Origin of the sequence: Modestobacter sp. DSM 44400, from assembly GCF_900107175.1 — a bacterium.
GTDB lineage: Bacteria > Actinomycetota > Actinomycetes > Mycobacteriales > Geodermatophilaceae > Modestobacter.
Genome location: NZ_FNOZ01000003.1, coordinates 176211 through 193133, shown reverse-complemented (window position 1 = coordinate 193133; position 16923 = coordinate 176211). Strand labels below are relative to the sequence as shown.

Here is a 16923-nt window from a genome sequence, read left to right as displayed (position 1 = left end):
AGAAGGCCGCCGCTTTTTTCAAGATCTCCCGCTCGACCTTGAGCTTCGCGTTCTCCCGGCGCAGCTTCGTCAGCTCGGCCCGCTCCGCCGCCGTCAGTGGAAGAAGCCCACTGCTGTCCGGCACGCCCCGCTCGGCGGCGTCAGCCTTGACCCAGTTCCCCAGCGTCGTGTCATTGATCGACAGGTCTCGGGCAATCTCCGCGACGGTCTTGCCGGTCGCTCTGACGAGCTCCACGGCCTGCTCCCGGAACTCCGGGGAGTACTTGCTCGGACGGCCCATCAGGACCCCTTCCTCGGGCACATCGCCCAAGTTCAGGGTGTCCACCGAAGCGGGTCAACTCCACCACCTCAATGCCGCCTGGGACATGCCTGAAGGCGACTGGCAGCACCTGCGCGACGCCATGCTCGTCGCCCGCGTCGCCCGCGTCGACACCCCATGGGATGAACGCCGCCGCGACGTGACCATCCGGCTGTGGAGCGACATCACAAGCGGAGACCCCGCCCTCGCCCCCATGGCGCTGACAGCAACCGCTGCGCGGCGCTGCACCGACCAGGCGGTCTCCTCCTACACGACGCTGCGCCGCCGGGCAGCCCCAGCACTGGAGGCGATCGTCCGCGGATACGCGGAACAACACACGAAACGGGTCGACCGAGCAGCGACTGCGGCGTTGCCCAGTAGCCGGTACGCCTCCGCCTGACCAGGTCGGGGTTCACGCATGCTCGACCCGTGAGTGACTGTCAGGCGCTCCTCGTGCCGGTTCCGGAAGCGAGATACTGGTGCCGGATCACCCCGATCTCAGCGACGTTCTTCATCAGTTCGCTGTTGGCCCACGCAGCGGCAAACACAAACGGCCGAGGCTCCGGCCATGGAAAGGCAAAGGGGCGGTCCAAGTCCATCTCAGTCTGCTCACCGAGCAGTTGTGCCCAGTCATCGCTGAGTTGATGGAGCCGCACACGGACGGCCTCTGCCGATCCAGGCCAGAACACGTCCTGATGGTCAAGTGGTTGCTGACCGCGAGCGCGAGTGAGCAGTTCGTCCCACCACCACAGCAGATGCCAGGTCAGCCAGCCGATTGTCACCGGTGAAGGTGAGTCGGGGTCCTCATCGTTCCAATCGGCCCGCCACTTGCCCCCTCCGTCTTGCCGGACCGTGTATGCGCCGGGCGCTGGCGACCATAGGCACCCCTCATCGTCCAGATCCGGCAGGTGGAACTGGGACGCAAGCCGCCAGGTCATGTCGAACTGCCAACGCACGATGCTGAGCCGATCCGGGCTGCGCACGGGACTCAGCCTGCCAGGCGGGCCGGACAGGACCCGGACGGCCTGGTGATCCGGGTCTGGTGACCGACGCTCCTGCTCAACTGTCGTGTCCAAACGAAGTCCTGCTCAACTGTCGTGTCCAGAGCGCGGTCCTGCTCAACTGTCGTGTCCAAACAGGCCCCCCGAAGCTTTGACCAGGGACAAAACCGCAGGAAGCCCTGCTCAACTAGGGTGTTCACCGACGCTTGTGCTCACGTTCGGTGTCCATTGCTCAACTATCGCGTCCAGTCACATAGATCAGGCGATGTCGGCGAGCTTGGTGCGCAGATGCAGGACAGCCTTGGTGTGGAGCTGGCAGATCCGGCTCTCGGTCACTCCGAGCACCCGCCCGATCTCGGACAGGGTGAGGCCCTCGAAGTAGTAGAGGCTGACCACGACCTTCTCCCGCTCGGGCAGCTGCTCCACCGCGCGGGCCAGCAGCTGGCGTGCTTCGCCGTGTTCGGCCATCGCCTGGGGGTCCAGCGCGCTGGAGTCCCGCAGGGTGTCGACCAGGCGCGGCGCGGAGCCGTCGTCGTCGACCAGCAGCTCGTCGAGGGCGACGACGTTGACCAGGGACAGCTGACCGAGGAACTTGCGGACGTCCTCGACGTCCATGTCCATCTCGTCGGCGACCTCCTCCTCCGTCGGGCTGCGCTGCAACTTGCTCTCCAGCGTGGCGACCGTGCGCTCGAACTGCCGGGCTTTCATCCGCACCGAGCGCGGGATCCAGTCGGTGGAGCGCAGCTCGTCGATGATCGCGCCGCGGATACGGGCCATCGCGTAGCTCTCGAACTTGATTTCCCGGGAGGGCTCGAACCGGGTCATCGCGTCGATCAGGCCAAACGTCCCGTAGGAGACAAGGTCGGCCTGCTCGACGTGGGCGGGCAGGCCGCTGCCCACCCGGCCGGCGACGTACTTGACCAGCGGCGCGTAGTGCAGGATCAGCCGGTCGCGCAGGGCGCTGTCCCGGTCGACGACGTACCGCGCCCAGAGGTCGGCCACCGCGGCGTCGGGATCCCCGTCCACGCCTAGCTGCCGCATCGTCGCGTCAGGCACCTGTCCCCCTGTACGCGGTCGAAGACCGCGGCATCTGCCCTGTCACTCAGGCACTCCTTCAGGCTCGTGGATGGGCTTGCGCGTGGACCGCGCGGAGCCGCTCGACCGTCACGTGCGTGTAGACCTGCGTCGTCGCGAGGCTAGCGTGACCCAGCAGTTCCTGGACCGACCGCAGGTCAGCGCCGCCCTCCAGGACGTGTGTGGCAGCAGAGTGCCGCAGCCCGTGCGGACCGATGTCGGGTGCCCCCGGCGTGGCGGCCATCGCGGCGTGCACCACGCGGCGGGCCTCCCGGGCGTCCAGTCGGCTTCCGCGCACCCCCAGCAGCAACGCCGGACCGCTGTCGGCGACGGCGAGCACCGGCCGGCCGCGGGTCAGCCAGGCCTGCAGCGCCGCGCCCGCGGGAACACCGAAGGGCACCGACCGCTCCTTGCGGCCCTTGCCCAGAACCCGCACCAGCCGGCGCGCCGGGTCGATGTCGTCGACGTCCAGTCCGACCAGCTCCCCCACCCGCACGCCGCTGGCGTACAGCAGCTCCACGACCAGCGCGTTCCGCAGCCGGACGGCGGTCGCGGCGGCGTCCACCACGGGGTCTCCGGTCTCGTCGGCCGGCGCGGCAGCCCGGTCGAGGACCTCTCGTGCCTGGTCGGCACCGAGCACGCCCGGCAGTGTGCGGTGGGCACGCGGACTGGACAGCCGCAGGCCGACGTCCTCGGGTACCTGGCCGGTGCGCCGCAGGTGGGCGGTGAACGAGCGGGCCGACGCCGCCCGGCGGGCGGTAGTCGACCTGCTGTCACCCCGGGCCCGGCCCTGGGCCAGCCAGCTGCGCAGGGCGGCCAGGTCCAGGTCCGCGGCGGTCGAACCACCCCGCCGGACGAGGTGGTCGAGTAGGGAGACGACGTCACCGACGTAACCGCGCACGGTGTGCGGGGACAGGTCGCGCTGCAGCCGGAGGTGCTCCTCCCAGGCGTCGAGCGTCTCGGCCAGGGCCGCGGACAGCAGCGCGCGCAGCTCTGCTGTCCCGGCGGCCATGCCCAGAGCCTGCGTCGGTACGCGCCCCTGGTCAACGGGCCACGCCGTCGACCGGCTTGCGCGCAACCGTTCCGTCTCCTGCCCTCCCGCACCTGGTCAGCCCGGCTCAGCCCGCCACGCCCGCCGCCGGGGCGAGCCGCCAGCCGGTGCCGGTCCACTGCACCAGGTCGGCCATCTCGAGCGCCGGCAGCACCCGGAGCACGTCGAGCACATCGCAGCCGGCCACTCCAGCCAGCCGTTCCGGCGGCACCCCGATCCGCACCGGGCAGGCGTCGAGCACCCGCCGCGCCACGTCGGACAGCGAGTCCCGCGCGGTCTCCGGCCGGGACTCCCGCCGCACGAGGTCCTCCCCCAGCTCGCCGACCCGGTCGAGCACCTGGGCGGCGCTGGTCACCAGCGTCGCCCCACGCTCGGCGTCACGCAGCAACTCGTGACAACCCACCGACATCGCTGACGTAACCGGACCGGGCACTGCCATCACCGCCTTGCCCAGGTCCCGCGCCCGATGGGCTGTGGCCTGCGCACCCGAGCGGGCCGCGGCCTCCACCACCACCGTGCCCCGGGTCAACGCCGCGATCAGCCGGTTCCGGACCAGGAAGCGGTGCCGCAACGGAGCGCAGCCCGGCGGCCACTCGCTGACCAGCAGACCGTCGTCCAGCACACGGGTGAACAGCGCGGAGTGCGCCGCGGGGTAGATCCGGTCCACCCCGCAGGCCGCCACGACGACCGTCGGCGCCCCGGCCGCCAACGCGCCCCGGTGGGCCGCCGCATCGATGCCGAAGGCCCCACCGGAGACCGTCGTCCACCCCCGCTCTCCCAGTCCGGCGGCGAGCTCTCCGGCGACGTGTTCGCCGTAGGCGGTCGACGCCCGCGAGCCCACCAGCGCGACCGACCGGTCGACCAGCTCGTCGAGCGGCCGGGCGCCGCGCACCCACAGTGCCAGCGGCGGGACCAGCACCTTGGTGCGGTCGGTCTGCCGACCGGTCGCCACCGGCTCGTCGGCCACCGCGACGGCGAGGGAGTGCAACGGCAGCGCCGGCCACTCCCCGTCCTCGGGGACGACCAGGCGCGCACCGCAGCGCTCCGCGCGGCGCAGGTCGTCGGCACTGGCGTCCTCCCCCGCCCGCACCCCGGCCAGCACCTGCACCCGGGGCGGCGCGGACCCGGCCCGCAGCGCCGTCGCCACGGCCACCGGCCCCTCCCGCTCGACGAACCGCCACAGGTCGACGCTGCCCGGCTCGACCGCCCGGGACAGCCACGCCCGCGCGCGCCGCACCACCGGGTCGACCGCGCCCCCGCCGACGGCGGTCATGCCGCCACCCGCTGCAGCCGCATGCCCAGCGCCTCGGCGACCTGCTCCGGACCCGGCCGGTTGGCGCCGGCCAGGTCGGCCAACGTCCAGGCCACGCGCCACACCCGGTCGAAGCCGCGGACCGACAGCGCGCCGCGTTCCAGCGCCCGCTCGGCCAGCACCAGGGCACGGCGCTCGATCGGCCAGCGCTCCCGGAGCAGCCGCCCGGGCACCTGACTGTTGAGCGCGCACCCGGTGCCGGCCAGCCGGCGGGCCGAGACCGCCCGTGCCTGCTGCACCCGCCGGGCGACCACCGCCGTGGCCTCCGGTGGCGCCAGCCCGTCCAGCCACGCGGCCCGGGTGACCGCGGGCAGATCGACCCGTAGGTCCACCCGGTCCAGCAGCGGTCCGGACAGCCGGGCCTGGTACCGGCGGCGCTCCAGGGGACTGCAGGTGCAGGCCGTGTCGCCGGCCGCACTCGCGCACGGGCAGGGGTTCGCGGCCAGCACCAGCTGCGTGCGGCACGGGAAGGTCGCCGAACCGTTGGCCCGGTGGATGGTCACCTGCCCCCGCTCCAGCGGCTGACGGAGGCTGTCCAGCACCGCCCGCGGGAACTCCGGCGCCTCGTCGAGGAACAACACGCCCCGGTGGGCGCGGCACAGCGCGCCGGGCCGGATGTGGCCGGAGCCCCCGCCGACCAGCGCGGCCGTCGTCGCCGAGTGGTGCGGCGCCTCGAACGGCGGCCGGGTCGCGAGCGGTGAACCGGCCGGCAGAGTACCGGCCACCGAGGCGATGGCGGTGACCTCCAGAGCGGCCCGCTCGTCCAGCGGGGGCAGCAGCCCGGGCAGCCGTTCAGCGAGCATCGTCTTGCCGGCCCCCGGCGGGCCGGTCAGGAACAGATGGTGGCCACCCGCGGCGGCCACCTCGACCGCGCGCCGGCCGGCCGCCTGGCCCACGACGTCGACCAGGTCAGGCCCCGGACGCTCCGGAGGCCCGGGTCGCCGGACGTGCCCCCTCAGCCGGGCGCGCCCGGCGAGGTGGCCGACGACCTCGCTGAGGCTGTGCGCCGCCAGTACCTCCACGCCGGCTACCAGGGCCGCCTCGTCGGCGTTGTCGGCGGGGACGACCACCTGCCGGTGGCCCGCCGCCGCGGCGGCCAGCACCGAGGGCAGCACGCCGCGGACCGTGCGCAGCGACCCGTCGAGGCCAAGCTCGCCCAGCAGCACGGGGTCGGTGACCGCGTCGCGCGGCACGACGCCTGCACCGGCGAGCACGGCAACCGCCAGCGCCAGGTCGAAGCCGCTCCCCTGCTTCGGCATCGCCGCCGGTGACAGCCCGATGGTGACCCGGCGCAACGGGAACTCGTGGCCGCTGTTGACCACCGCGGCGCGCACCCGGTCCACCGACTGCCGGACGACCGCGTCGGGCAGCCCGACCAGGACCACCGTCGGCACCCCCGACGCCAGGTCCACCTCGACCTCGACCATCGCGCCCTGCACACCGGCCAGCCCCACCGACCACGTCCGGGCCAGGCTCATCGGACCGCGCCCACGACGACGAGGCTCATCAGAACGCATTTTGCAGGTGGGTGACCCTGGCGGGGCCGACCGCGGGGACGAGCACGCCGACGACGTCGAAGCGGAGGTCGGGCGCGTGGTGGTCGTGGGCGTCGAGCCACGCCCGGGCCAGCAACCGCAGGCGCCTGCGCTTGACCGCAGTCACCGCCTCGACCGGGTGACCGAACCCGCTGCCGGTGCGGGTCTTCACCTCGCAGAAGACCAGGGCCGAGCCGTCGCGGGCGACGATGTCGAGCTCGCCGGTCCGGCAGCGCCAGTTGCGGTCGAGCACCTGGAGGCCGGCGTCGGTGAGGAGGCGGACCGCGACGCGTTCGCCGTAGGCGCCGAGGGCGGCGCGGAACGGCACGGGCTGCGGGATCGGGAGGGTCGGTGGCTGCACGCACCGACCGTGCGCCACCGGGGAGCTGCCGGACCACCGCCAGGACGGTTCTGTGGACGACGACCCGCGCTGTGGACGACGCCCGGCTGGTCAGCCCGCCGGGTGGCAGCCTGCGCCGACGTACCCGGGGCGATCAGCTGATGCGGGGGTTGTCCGGCAGCTCGAGGTCGGGTTTGTCCAGCTCTTCGACGTTGACGTCCTTGAACGTCACCACCCGCACGTTCTTGACGAAGCGGGCAGGCCGGTACATGTCCCAGACCCAGGCGTCGGAGAGCCTGAGCTCGAAGAACACCTCGCCGCCGGCGTCCCGGACCTGCAGGTCGACGGAGTTGGCCAGGTAGAACCGGCGCTCGGTCTCCACGACGTAGGAGAACTGGCGGACGATGTCCTTGTACTCGCGATAGAGCTGCAGCTCCATCTCGGTCTCGTACTTCTCGAGATCCTCGGTGCTCATTGCCGCTGCTCCACGAGCACCGGAGAGTCGGTCGGCTGGGTGCTCACTCCCCCATCATCGTGCATGGGTGCCCGGTCCGACAGCGGCGGTGTCCGGGCGGCGTGTGCGTCGCGCGCGCGGGCGACGTTCACGAAGCGCATCCGGTGCTCGGTGCACGGACCGTGGCGGTCGAGAGCCTCGCTGTGCGCCTCGGTGATGTAGCCCTTGTGCTCGGCGAAGCCGTACTGCGGGAAGCGGGCGTCCAACTCGCGCATCATCCGGTCGCGGGTGACCTTGGCGAGCACGGACGCGGCCGCGACGCAGGCCGCGACCCGGTCACCCTTCCAGACCGCCAGGGTGGGCTGGGCCAGGCCGCTGACCGGGAAGCCGTCGGTGAGCACGTACTCCGGCTCCGGGTCGAGCACCGAGACCGCGCGCCGCAGCGCCTCGATGTTGGTCACGTGCATCCCCCGGGCGTCCAGTTCGTCCACCGGGATGGCGACCACCGACCAGGCAAGGGCGCGGTCGACGACCTCGGCGTAGACCTCCTCGCGCGTGGCGGCGGTGAGCAGCTTGGAGTCGGCCAGGCCGGGCACCCGGCCGCGGCGGCCGGCCGGGAGCACGCACGCGGCGGCCACCAGCGGCCCGGCGCAGGCACCCCGGCCGGCCTCGTCCGCGCCACCGATCGTGGCGAAACCGCGTCGGCGCACGGAGGTCTCCATCGCCCAGAGGTCCTCCGGCGCGGGGGCGGGAGCGGGAGCGGCACGAACGGTCATCGCCGTCCGACCCTACGTCGGTGTGGAGGGCCGGCGGAGGCGGGGCGGACGGCGGGCGGACGCACCGTCCGGCCTCCCCGCGAGTGGGCAGCGCAGGGGCGACGATGCCCGGACATGGAACCGCGAGCCGGTCCCCGGGGAACGGGGACCGACTCGCGGGACGACCGCGCCGGACCGTTGGGAGGTCCGGCGCGGCCACCGGTCCGCCCACCACGAGGTGGGCGAACCGGTCGCGCGGTCGGGTCGGGTGCCGAGGAGGCGGGCACCCGCCCCGACGAGAGGAACGGCCGGCGGCTCAGGCCTCGGCGGGGGTCAGCGTGTTGTGCGAGTGGCACGTACAGCCCGGGTTGCGGGCCGAGAGCACCAGGGAGACGGCGTGCGCCCGGTCGCGGGCGCCCAGCTTGCGCAGGATCGCCTTGACGTGGGACTTCACGGTGTCCTCGCTGATGAACAGGTTGCGGCCGATCTGGCGGTTCGACTGGCCCTGGATGAGTTCGTCGAGGACGTCGGACTCGCGCCGGGTGAGCGGCACGGCCGGGGTGAGCTCCTTGGCCACGGGCGCCTCGGCGCCCTCGGTGCGGCGGATCTGCGGGTCGACCACGGTGCGGCCGGCGCGGGCGGCCAGGATTGCCCAGCCCAGCAGCGTCGGCGAGGTGTTCATCAGCAGGTAGCCCCGGACGCCGGCGGCGAGCGCCTCGTTGACCACGGCCGCATCCTCGGAGGTGGCCAGGGCGACGATCGCCACCTGGGGGAAGCGGCGGCGGATGTCGCGGCAGGCGTTGAGCGTCTCGGCCCGGCCGGAGCCCAGCTCCACCACGACGGCGTCGGGGCGGGCGGACTCGGCCAGGGTGAGCGCACGGCGGGCTTCGCCCGGCGTCCCGACGGCCTGCATGCCGGCCGTCTCGTTGACCATGCTGAGCAGCCCGCGGCGCAGGACCGGGGCGTCAGCGAGGATGAGAACGCGGGTGACGCCGCGGGTGTTCGCCAGGGGGGCAGACATGACTGTGACTCTCCGTTTCGATTTCCGGTGGCTCTTGACTTCTCCATCGGAAGGGTGAACGGAGTGCTTTAACAACCTCGTACAATTACTTTGCCGAACACGCCACACGATTGGCGCGAAGCCCATTCCCACTCGAGAGAATAGGCGTCGATCGGCATTGACGGCGCGGTCCAGCGGGCCGCGCACTTCCCGGAATAGCGGATCAGTCGCCCGACGGCTCCCGACCCGGACGGGTACGCGGCGCCGGCCGGATGCGCCGCCAACCGGTGCCCGGCGGCCGCCGGGACGGCCCGCTCATCCGCGTGGCACCGCCTCCGGAGCGGCGCCGGCGCCGCCGGGCGGTGAGCGGGACAGCGCCCACCAGCCCGACGGCGTAGGGAACCGCCACCGCAGCCGTACCCAGCGCCATGGGCGCACCCTCGGCCGAGGCAGCGGCCTGGTCCTGGCCCTGGATGTCCGGACTGTCCAGCACGGTGATGCGGTCCAGCGGCCAGACGATGAGCGCGGCCTTGCCGATGACGTCGTCCACGGCGATGGTGCCGGAGTACTTGTCGGTGATGTGCTTGGTCGAGTCACCGGAGATCGAACGGTGGTCGCCCATCACCCACAACCGGCCCTTGGGCACGATCACCGGCCCGAATGCGCGGCTCTCGATCGGGGTGGGCTCGAAGATGTACGGCTCGTCGAGCGGCTGGCCGTCGACGGTGACCCGGCCCTCGGCGTCGCAGCACTGCACGGTCTGCCCGGCGGTGGCGATGACCCGCTTGACGTAGTCATCCTCACTGGGGGCAGCCACGCCGACGGCACGGCCCAGGGCCAGCAGGGCGCCGGAGAACCAATTGCTCGGCTCGGCCACGGAGATCTCGGGGTCCCAGGTGTCCGGGCCCTTGAACACCACGATGTCGCCGGGCTCGGGCTCACCGAACCAGTAGGGGATCTTGTTGACCAGGACGCGGTCACCCGTGCAGCCGGTGCAGCCGTGCAGGGTCTGCTCCATCGACCCGGACGGGATGAAGAAGGCCTGCACCAGGAACGTCTTGACCAGCAGGGCCAGCACGAAGGCGATCACCAGGAGCACGGGCAGCTCGCGCAGCAGCGAGCCCTTCTTCTCGGCCTCGGCCGGCCGGCGGCGCCCGAACCGGGAGGAGCGGGCCGCCGCAGGGGCAGCCTCGGCGGAGGAGGACGCGGCCGCCGACACGCCGTCCTGTTCCGGACCGGCCGGGGCCTCGTCGCGGGTCCGCCTCCCGGCGGCGTCGGCAGGCCCCGCGGGCCGGTCGGTGCTCATCGCGGACAGCTTACGTTCCGGGGCTGGACAGGCCGGCAAACGCGACCGGGCCGGCTGCAGGAAGCAGCCGGCCCGGTCGGGTGAGTACGAGGGGTCGCGTCAGCGCGCGACGGTCTCGCGCTTCTCCTTGATCTTGGCGGCCTTGCCGCGCAGCTCACGGAGGTAGTAGAGCTTCGCCCGTCGGACGTCACCACGGGTGACGACCTCGATCCTCTCCACCACGGGGGTGTGCACCGGGAAAGTGCGCTCCACGCCGACGCCGAAGCTGACCTTGCGGGCGGTGAAGGTCTCCCGGATGCCACCGCCCTGACGGCGGATGACGACACCCTGGAAGACCTGGATGCGCGAGCGGTTGCCCTCGATGACCCGCACGTGCACCTTCACGGTGTCGCCGGGGCGGAACTCGGGGATGTCGTCGCGCAGCGACTCGGCGTCGAGGGCGTCCAGGGTGTTCATCGCAGCAGTCCTCAGTCTCGGTGGCTCGTACGCGGTACGGACAGCGGGGTGTCCCGGTGCTCCGTACCGGGGGGCTGCGCTCTGCACCCGCCTGGTCGCCAGACCGGTGGACACGGAGCCACCGTCGACATCAGCCGACGGCCTGCAGCAGCTCTCTACTGTGCCACAACTTCAGTCGACGACGCGCGGGGGGCCACCCCACGGACCCGTCAGCAGGTCCGGCAGCACCGTCCCGAGCTCTCGCGGCACGAAATCGACCGCGCCCGCGGCGATCTCCTCGGCGCTCCACCAGCGGTGCGGCTCGTCGCCGAGCAGCTCCTCCGGCATCCGCCCGCGGGGGTCGACCTCGTGGACGACGTCGCGGAGCACGAAGAAGGTCTCGCGGGAGTCGATGAGGGTGTCCCCCCACGGCCACACGTGCCGACGCAGCCACACCGGGCCCTCGAGCGCGGCAGGGGGCACCACCAGGCCGATCTCTTCGGCCAGCTCGCGGGCGGCCGCAGTGCGCAGGTCCTCGCCGTCCTCGACGCCGCCGCCGGGGGTGTACCAGAAGTGAATCGGCCCCTGCGGGTCCGGCGTCGGCCCGCGGGAGCCGAGCAGCAGCACCCGCTGCTGCGGGTCGAGCACGAGCACACGGCTGGCCGGGCGGACCCAGACCGGGGCGGTCACGGGCGCAGGTCGGCGTCCAGGGCCGCCCGGTCGGCGACGGTGAGGGCGCCGTCGGGCAGCGCACCCAGCAGGTCGGGACGGCGGTCGGCGGTGCGCCGCAGCGACTGCGCGCGCCGCCACCGGGCGATCGCGGCGTGGTCGCCGGACAGCAGCACCGCCGGGACCTCGTGACCGCGCCAGCTGGCCGGCCGGGTGTAGCTCGGCCCCTCGAGGAGGCCGTCGGCGTGCGAGTCGAACTCGACGGAGTCGGCGTTGCCCACGACGCCGGGGATCAGCCGGGTGACGGCCTCCACCATGACCAGCACCGCGGACTCGCCGCCGGCCAGCACGTAGTCACCGATCGAGATCTCCGACACCGGGCCGCTGTCGGCCGCCCAGTCGGCGACCCGCTGGTCGATGCCCTCGTAGCGGCCGCAGGCGAAGACCAGGCCGGGCTCGGTGGCCCAGGCCGCAGCGGTCGCCTGGGTGAAGGGACGGCCGGCCGGGGTGGGCACCACCAGCCGGGTGCCGGGCGGACGGACGGCGTCCAGCGCGCGAGCCCAGGGCTCGGGGCGCATCACCATGCCCGGCCCGCCGCCGTAGGGGGCGTCGTCGACGGTCCGGTGGACGTCGTCGGTCCACTGCCGCAGGTCGTGCACGCTGATGGAGACCAGCCCGCGGGCCGCGGCCTTGCCCAGCAGCGACTGGCCGAGGGGCGCCAGATACTCCGGGAAAATGGTCAGGACGTCGATGCGCACAGGCCCTCAGAGCTCCAGCAGGCCCTCGGGCGGGTCGACGACGAGGTGACCGGCGGCCACGTCGACGGCCGGCACGATGGCGCTGACGAAGGGGATCAGCAGTTCGCGGCCGTCCAGCCGGCGGACGACGAGCAGCTCGGTGCCCTCGTGGCGCACCGTGGTGACCTCGCCCAGGGGCGTCCCATCGGACAGCTGGGCGCGCAGCCCCACGAGCTGGTGGTCGTAGAAGGAGTCCGGGTCCTCGAGTTCGGGAAGCTCGGCGACCGGGACGATCAGCAGGGTGTTGCGGAGGGTGTCGACGGACTCGCGGTCGCCGAACACCCGGCCGTCCGGACCCGCCAGCTGGAGCAGCAGCGTGCCGCTGTGCCAGCGCTTGTCCAGGACGGTGAGCGGGCCACGCTCGGCCGGCTCCGTGGTCAGCACCTCACCGGGGGCGAACCGCAGGTCGGGGTCGTCGGTGCGGACCTCGACGGTGGCCAGACCACGGACACCGTGGGGCCGGCCGATGCGGCCGACCACCACGGTGTCGATGGGCTCAGGTGTGGCACCCACGCGCGGGGTGCTCAGCGCCCGTCGGTGTCGACGACGTCGACCCGGAGGCCACGCCCGCCGACGCCGGTCATCACCTGGCGAAGCGCCTTGGCGGTCCGCCCGCCGCGGCCGATGACCTTGCCGAGGTCATCGGGGTGCACCCGGACCTCGAGGGTCTTGCCACGCCGGCCGTTGACCAGGTCGACGGCGACGTCGTCGGGATTGTCGACGATGCCCTTGACCAGGTGCTCGAGCGCCTCTTCGAGCACGTCTTACTCGGCGGGCGTCTCGGTCGCGGCCGGCGCGGCAGCAGCCGGCTCAGCAGCAGCCGGCTCAGCGGCGGGCGCCTCGTCGGCAGCCGGCTCAGCGGCGGGCGCCCCGTCGGCAGCCGGCGCAGCGGCGGGCGCCTCGTCGGCAGCCGGCGCGGCGGCGGGCGCCTCGTCGGCAGCCGGCGCGGCGGCGGGCGCCTCGTCGGCGGCGGCGGCCTTGGGAGCAGCCTTCTTGCGCGGGGTGGTCGCGTCGGCGGCGGGCTCACCCATGGCGGCGCGGGCGGCCTCCTCGTAGATGGCCTTCTTGTCGGCCTTGGGGGCCGCGACCTTCATGGGCGGCGGCGCGGCCTCGCCCTTGAACTTCTGCCAGTCACCGGTCACCCGGAAGATGGCGGCAACGGCCTCGGTCGGCTGCGCGCCGACACCGAGCCAGTAGGCGGCGCGCTCGGCGTCGACCTCGATGAAGGAGGGATCCTCCTTCGGGTGGTACTTGCCGATGGTCTCGATCGACCGGCCGTCCCGCTTGGTGCGGGCGTCGGCGACAACGATGCGGTAGTACGGCGCGCGCATCTTGCCCAGTCGCATGAGCTTGATCTTGGTGGCCACGGTGGGTGGTGTACTCCTCGTACTGAGATTCGGTGTTGCCCGCCGGACGGACGCGTGGGGCACGCCGGGGCGGAGCGAGGGACACGGACGGCAACGGTGAGAGGGCCGCCCACCGCCGTGTTCGCCCCCCCATCATGCCAGACGACCCGGAGGTGCCCCATCCCAGCGTCGGAGCCGGCTCCCGAGCTGCTGCACCACGTCGAGCTCTGGGTGCCGGACCTGGCCCGCGCCGAGTGGTCCTGGGGCTGGCTGCTGGAGTCGCTGGGGGCCGAACGGTTCCAGACCTGGGAGCACGGCCGGTCCTGGCGTCGCGGCGGGGTGTACGTCGTCCTGGAGCAGTCGCCGGCGCTGACCAGCGACCGGCACGACCGCCGCTCTCCGGGGCTGAACCACCTGGCTCTGCGCGCGGGATCGGCCGTCGAACTGGACGCCCTGGTCACCGAGGCGCCCGCGCACGGGTGGGAGCTGCTGTTCCCCGACCGCCACCCGTTCGCCGGCGGTCCGGAGCACCGGGCCGCCTACCTGGCCGACGCCGACGGCTACGAAGTTGAGCTCGTAGCCGCCCATTGAGCGGACCGGCCTCGGTCGGCCCCGTCCAGAGGCTCGCGCCGAGCTTGCGAGGCGTGAGGAGGACGGGGTCCTTCTTCAGCCGCGGACGGCGGTGAGGACCGAGCTGGCCGCGTCGGCCACCGGCACCTCGGTGCGCTCCCCGGTGACCCGGTCCCGCAGCTCGATCACGCCCTCGGCGACCCCGCGGCCCACGGTCACGATCGTGGGCATCCCGAGCAGCTCGGCGTCCTTGAACTTGACCCCGGGCGAGACCTTCGGCCGGTCGTCGAACAGCACGGTGAGCCCGGCGGCGACCAGCTCGCCGGCGAGGGCCTCGGCGGCCTCGAAGATCGCCGGGTCCTTGCCGGTGGCGACCAGGTGCACGTCGGCGGGGGCGATCTCCCGCGGCCAGGCCAGCCCCAGCTCGTCGTGCGTGGACTCGGCGATGGCAGCGACGGCGCGGGATACCCCGACCCCGTAGGAGCCCATGGTCACGGTGACCAGCTTGCCGTTCTCGTCGAGCACCTTCAGGTCCAGCGCCTCGGCGTACTTGCGACCCAGGGCGAAGATGTGACCCATCTCCACGCCGCGGGCCAGCTCCAGCGGTCCCGAGCCGTCGGGCGCGGGGTCACCGGGAAGCACCTCGGCGGCCTCGACGACGCCGTCCCAGCTGAAGTCCCGGCCGGCGACCAGGTCGAAGACGTGCTTGCCGGCCTCGTTGGCCCCGGTGATCCAGCGCGTACCGGGGACGACGCGGGGGTCGACCAGGTAGCGGATGCCCGACTTCCCCTCGGTGCCCAGCACCTGCGGTCCGATGTAGCCGCGGACCAGGTCGGGGTGGGCGGCGAAGTCGGTGAACGGCTCCACTTCAGCCGGGGCGACCTGCGCCTCCAGTCGCTTGGCGTCGACCTCCCGGTCGCCGGGCAGGCCGATCACCAGCGGTCCCCGGGTGCCGTCGGGGTGCGCCAGGGTCACCACGACGTTCTTCAGCGTGGACGCAGCGGTGTACCCGGCGTCCGGGAACCGCTCGTTCGCCACGGCCACCAGGCTGTCGATGGTCGGGGTGTCCGGGGTGTCCTCGACGTGCGCCTCGGGCAGCCCGTCGAACGGGACGGAGTCGGGGACGACGGTGGTGACCGCCTCCACGTTCGCCGCGTAGCCGCCGGGCGAGCGCACGAAGGTGTCCTCGCCGATCGCGGTCGGGTGCAGGAACTCCTCGCTCCTGGACCCGCCCATCGCCCCGGACATCGCCGAGACGATCACGTAGTCCAGGCCGAGCCGGTCGAAGATCCTGATGTAGGCATCGCGGTGCGCGGCGTAGGAGCGGTCCAGCCCGGCGTCGTCGACGTCGAAGGAGTAGCTGTCCTTCATGGTGAACTCGCGGCCGCGGAACAGCCCGGCCCGGGGCCGCGCCTCGTCCCGGTACTTGGTCTGGATCTGGTAGAGCGAGACGGGCAGGTCCTTGTAGGAGCCGTAGAGGTCCTTCACCAGGAGCGTGAACATCTCCTCGTGGGTGGGGCCGAGCAGGAAGTCGTTGCCGCGACGGTCCTTGAGCCGGAAGACGTTGTCGCCGTACTCGGTCCACCGGCCGGTCGCCTCGTAGGGCTCGCGGGGCAGCAACGCCGGGAAGTGCACCTCCTGCGCACCCATCGCGTCCATCTCCTCGCGGACGACGCGCTCGACGTTGCGGAACACCCGCCAGCCCAGCGGCAGCCAGGTGAAGCCACCCGGCGCGGCCCGCCGGATGTACCCGCCGCGCACGAGCAGGCGGTGGCTGGGGACCTCGGCATCGGCCGGATCATCGCGCAGGGTGCGCAGGAACAGGGAGGACATCCGCAACAACACGGTGCTGATTGTCGCCCTAGGGACTCACACCACGGCCAGCGGGTTTCTCACGTCGTGCCGGGCCGGTAGCCGTGCGCACTCTTGTGGCGATGCGAAACGCATCGCTCTGTGCCGTGCAAGTAGTCTGACAGTCATGACCAGGGCCATCACCGTTCGCCTCGACGAGGCGGACCACGCTGAGTTGGCGAAGCAGGCCGGGCAACTTCGGGTCCGCCCAGGCACGCTGGCCCGCATGCTGGTACACGCGGGCCTCAGCGCGGACGTGTCCGCTACAGGCCGCGAGAACGCTCGAACGGCGCTCGACCGGCTGGTGGCCCGGTCTCAGCAGCGGACCCCGGGTGACGCCGTGGCGCTGGTCGCCGACGCCCGGGACGCGCTCGACCCGCACCGGTGAGCGTGGTTGTCGACGCCAGCGTCATCATCGCCGTGGTCGTCGCTGACGAACGACAGGATGCCGTCCAAACACAGCTGCAGAGCTGGATGAACGCCGGTGAGGACATGCACGCCCCCGCCGTATTGCCGTACGAGGTCGCCGACGTTCTCGCCCGCCTGGTGTTCGACGGTGCGCTCGAGCTCAGTGACGTGAACGCGATCTGGACCGATCTCACGGCCCTAGGGCTGGTCCTGCATCCGTTCGAGCTGATTCGGGACGGCCGGGAAGTGGCTGCCATCACCACTCGTCTCCGCAGACGGCACGCCACCGACTCGACCTACATATGCCTGGCAGAACGGCTCGGTACAGCCCTGTGGACCTTGGACAACCCATTGGCCCGCAACGCGGCTGACCTCGGGCTACCGGTCCGGCTGGTGTCCTGACCCCACGACTCCCTGGTCGCCGACATCACGGTTCCCCTCGCACACTGATCTCGTGGCCGACAGCAAGCTCACCGGTGCGGTCCCGCTGCCCGACAGCCGGGCCGGTGACGGTGGCCGTGCTCACCGTGGTCAACTATCCCTTGGCGCCGTCCACGACCGCAGCGGACGGGTGGTGCGCGGACACCTCGACCCAATCACGGGTCGTCGGCACGCCGCAGCCGATCGCGCCGAAGCAACTCTCGGCAGCGCGCGAGCGGCCCGGCACAGGGACAACACCATGCTCACCCCGGTGGTCGCCGACGCCCAGCTGGACGATCGG

General features: G+C 72.6%; 22 protein-coding genes. 4 read left to right on the top strand and 18 right to left on the bottom strand.

All coding sequences use genetic code 11. The features are described from left to right. Window positions 1-325, bottom strand: a 325-nt coding sequence (locus tag BLW04_RS04230) for a transposase (protein ID WP_139306724.1), incomplete at its 3' end; no start/stop codon positions are given. 40 nt (window positions 326-365) lie between these two features. On the opposite strand from BLW04_RS04230, the gene BLW04_RS04225 reads away from it, so the two are divergent. Then, window positions 366-698: a hypothetical protein gene (locus BLW04_RS04225; protein ID WP_139306723.1), complete on the top strand. Its 333-nt coding sequence runs from the start codon at window positions 366-368 to the stop codon at window positions 696-698. Between the two features lie 40 nt (window positions 699-738). On the opposite strand, the gene BLW04_RS04220 is transcribed toward BLW04_RS04225, so the two are convergent. The 16 genes from BLW04_RS04220 to rpsP form a co-directional block, all read right to left on the bottom strand. Then, entirely contained in the window at window positions 739-1281 is a 543-nt protein-coding gene (locus tag BLW04_RS04220) for a DinB family protein (RefSeq protein ID WP_091537531.1), read from the bottom strand. Window positions 1282-1557: 276 nt separating this feature from the next. After that, window positions 1558-2340, bottom strand: coding sequence for an RNA polymerase sigma factor WhiG (whiG, locus tag BLW04_RS04215; protein ID WP_091537530.1), 783 nt, complete (start codon window positions 2338-2340; stop codon window positions 1558-1560). A 73-nt stretch (window positions 2341-2413) separates the two neighbouring features. Then, the gene (locus BLW04_RS04210; protein ID WP_091537529.1) at window positions 2414-3385 is read right to left on the bottom strand and encodes a tyrosine recombinase XerC; all 972 of its coding nucleotides are present in this window, start codon (window positions 3383-3385) and stop codon (window positions 2414-2416) included. 106 nt (window positions 3386-3491) lie between these two features. Then, window positions 3492-4697 (bottom strand): DNA-processing protein DprA, encoded by a 1206-nt coding sequence (dprA, locus tag BLW04_RS04205; protein WP_091537528.1) that lies wholly within the window; start codon window positions 4695-4697, stop codon window positions 3492-3494. Next, entirely contained in the window at window positions 4694-6214 is a 1521-nt protein-coding gene (locus tag BLW04_RS04200; protein WP_091537527.1) for a YifB family Mg chelatase-like AAA ATPase, read from the bottom strand. The genes dprA and BLW04_RS04200 overlap by 4 nt, the downstream gene beginning before the upstream one ends. A gap of 28 nt (window positions 6215-6242) precedes the next feature. After that, on the bottom strand, window positions 6243-6632 hold the full coding sequence (locus tag BLW04_RS04195) for a YraN family protein (protein ID WP_254781042.1): 390 nt from the start codon (window positions 6630-6632) through the stop codon (window positions 6243-6245). Between the two features lie 133 nt (window positions 6633-6765). After that, a complete protein-coding gene (locus tag BLW04_RS04190; RefSeq protein ID WP_091537526.1) occupies window positions 6766-7086 on the bottom strand; it encodes a DUF2469 domain-containing protein in 321 nt (106 codons plus the stop codon). After that, window positions 7083-7841, bottom strand: a complete 759-nt coding sequence (locus BLW04_RS04185; protein WP_091537525.1) for a ribonuclease HII — start codon at window positions 7839-7841, stop codon at window positions 7083-7085. Before BLW04_RS04185 ends, BLW04_RS04190 begins: the two co-directional genes overlap by 4 nt. A gap of 295 nt (window positions 7842-8136) precedes the next feature. Next, window positions 8137-8841 (bottom strand): LuxR C-terminal-related transcriptional regulator, encoded by a 705-nt coding sequence (locus tag BLW04_RS04180; protein ID WP_091537524.1) that lies wholly within the window; start codon window positions 8839-8841, stop codon window positions 8137-8139. Between the two features lie 202 nt (window positions 8842-9043). Beyond that, a complete protein-coding gene (gene lepB / locus BLW04_RS04175) occupies window positions 9044-10126 on the bottom strand; it encodes a signal peptidase I (RefSeq protein ID WP_091537523.1) in 1083 nt (360 codons plus the stop codon). A gap of 99 nt (window positions 10127-10225) precedes the next feature. Then, the gene (gene rplS, locus BLW04_RS04170) at window positions 10226-10582 is read right to left on the bottom strand and encodes a 50S ribosomal protein L19 (protein WP_091537522.1); all 357 of its coding nucleotides are present in this window, start codon (window positions 10580-10582) and stop codon (window positions 10226-10228) included. Window positions 10583-10753: 171 nt separating this feature from the next. Continuing rightward, window positions 10754-11251, bottom strand: a complete 498-nt coding sequence (locus BLW04_RS04165; RefSeq protein WP_091537521.1) for an NUDIX hydrolase — start codon at window positions 11249-11251, stop codon at window positions 10754-10756. Continuing rightward, the gene (gene trmD / locus BLW04_RS04160; protein WP_091537520.1) at window positions 11248-11988 is read right to left on the bottom strand and encodes a tRNA (guanosine(37)-N1)-methyltransferase TrmD; all 741 of its coding nucleotides are present in this window, start codon (window positions 11986-11988) and stop codon (window positions 11248-11250) included. Before trmD ends, BLW04_RS04165 begins: the two co-directional genes overlap by 4 nt. Before the next feature lie 6 nt (window positions 11989-11994). After that, the gene (rimM, locus tag BLW04_RS04155; protein WP_091537519.1) at window positions 11995-12540 is read right to left on the bottom strand and encodes a ribosome maturation factor RimM; all 546 of its coding nucleotides are present in this window, start codon (window positions 12538-12540) and stop codon (window positions 11995-11997) included. 11 nt (window positions 12541-12551) lie between these two features. Beyond that, window positions 12552-12788, bottom strand: coding sequence for an RNA-binding protein (locus tag BLW04_RS04150; protein ID WP_091537518.1), 237 nt, complete (start codon window positions 12786-12788; stop codon window positions 12552-12554). A gap of 3 nt (window positions 12789-12791) precedes the next feature. After that, window positions 12792-13394 carry a 30S ribosomal protein S16 gene (gene rpsP / locus BLW04_RS04145; RefSeq protein WP_091537517.1) on the bottom strand — a complete coding sequence of 201 codons (603 nt, stop codon included), beginning with the start codon at window positions 13392-13394 and terminating at the stop codon, window positions 12792-12794. Window positions 13395-13553: 159 nt separating this feature from the next. Here rpsP and BLW04_RS04140 point away from each other — a divergent pair, with 159 nt between their 5' ends. Beyond that, window positions 13554-13964, top strand: coding sequence for a VOC family protein (locus BLW04_RS04140; protein WP_371327768.1), 411 nt, complete (start codon window positions 13554-13556; stop codon window positions 13962-13964). Window positions 13965-14039: 75 nt separating this feature from the next. On the opposite strand, the gene BLW04_RS04135 is transcribed toward BLW04_RS04140, so the two are convergent. Further along, window positions 14040-15788, bottom strand: coding sequence for a proline--tRNA ligase (locus tag BLW04_RS04135; RefSeq protein WP_091537516.1), 1749 nt, complete (start codon window positions 15786-15788; stop codon window positions 14040-14042). 133 nt (window positions 15789-15921) lie between these two features. Between BLW04_RS04135 and BLW04_RS04130 the strand changes: the two genes are divergently transcribed. Both BLW04_RS04130 and BLW04_RS04125 read left to right on the top strand, forming a co-directional pair. Continuing rightward, window positions 15922-16182: a hypothetical protein gene (locus BLW04_RS04130; RefSeq protein WP_139306722.1), complete on the top strand. Its 261-nt coding sequence runs from the start codon at window positions 15922-15924 to the stop codon at window positions 16180-16182. Beyond that, window positions 16179-16604 carry a type II toxin-antitoxin system VapC family toxin gene (locus BLW04_RS04125; protein ID WP_091537514.1) on the top strand — a complete coding sequence of 142 codons (426 nt, stop codon included), beginning with the start codon at window positions 16179-16181 and terminating at the stop codon, window positions 16602-16604. Before BLW04_RS04130 ends, BLW04_RS04125 begins: the two co-directional genes overlap by 4 nt. The last annotated feature ends 319 nt before the right edge of the window (window positions 16605-16923 follow it).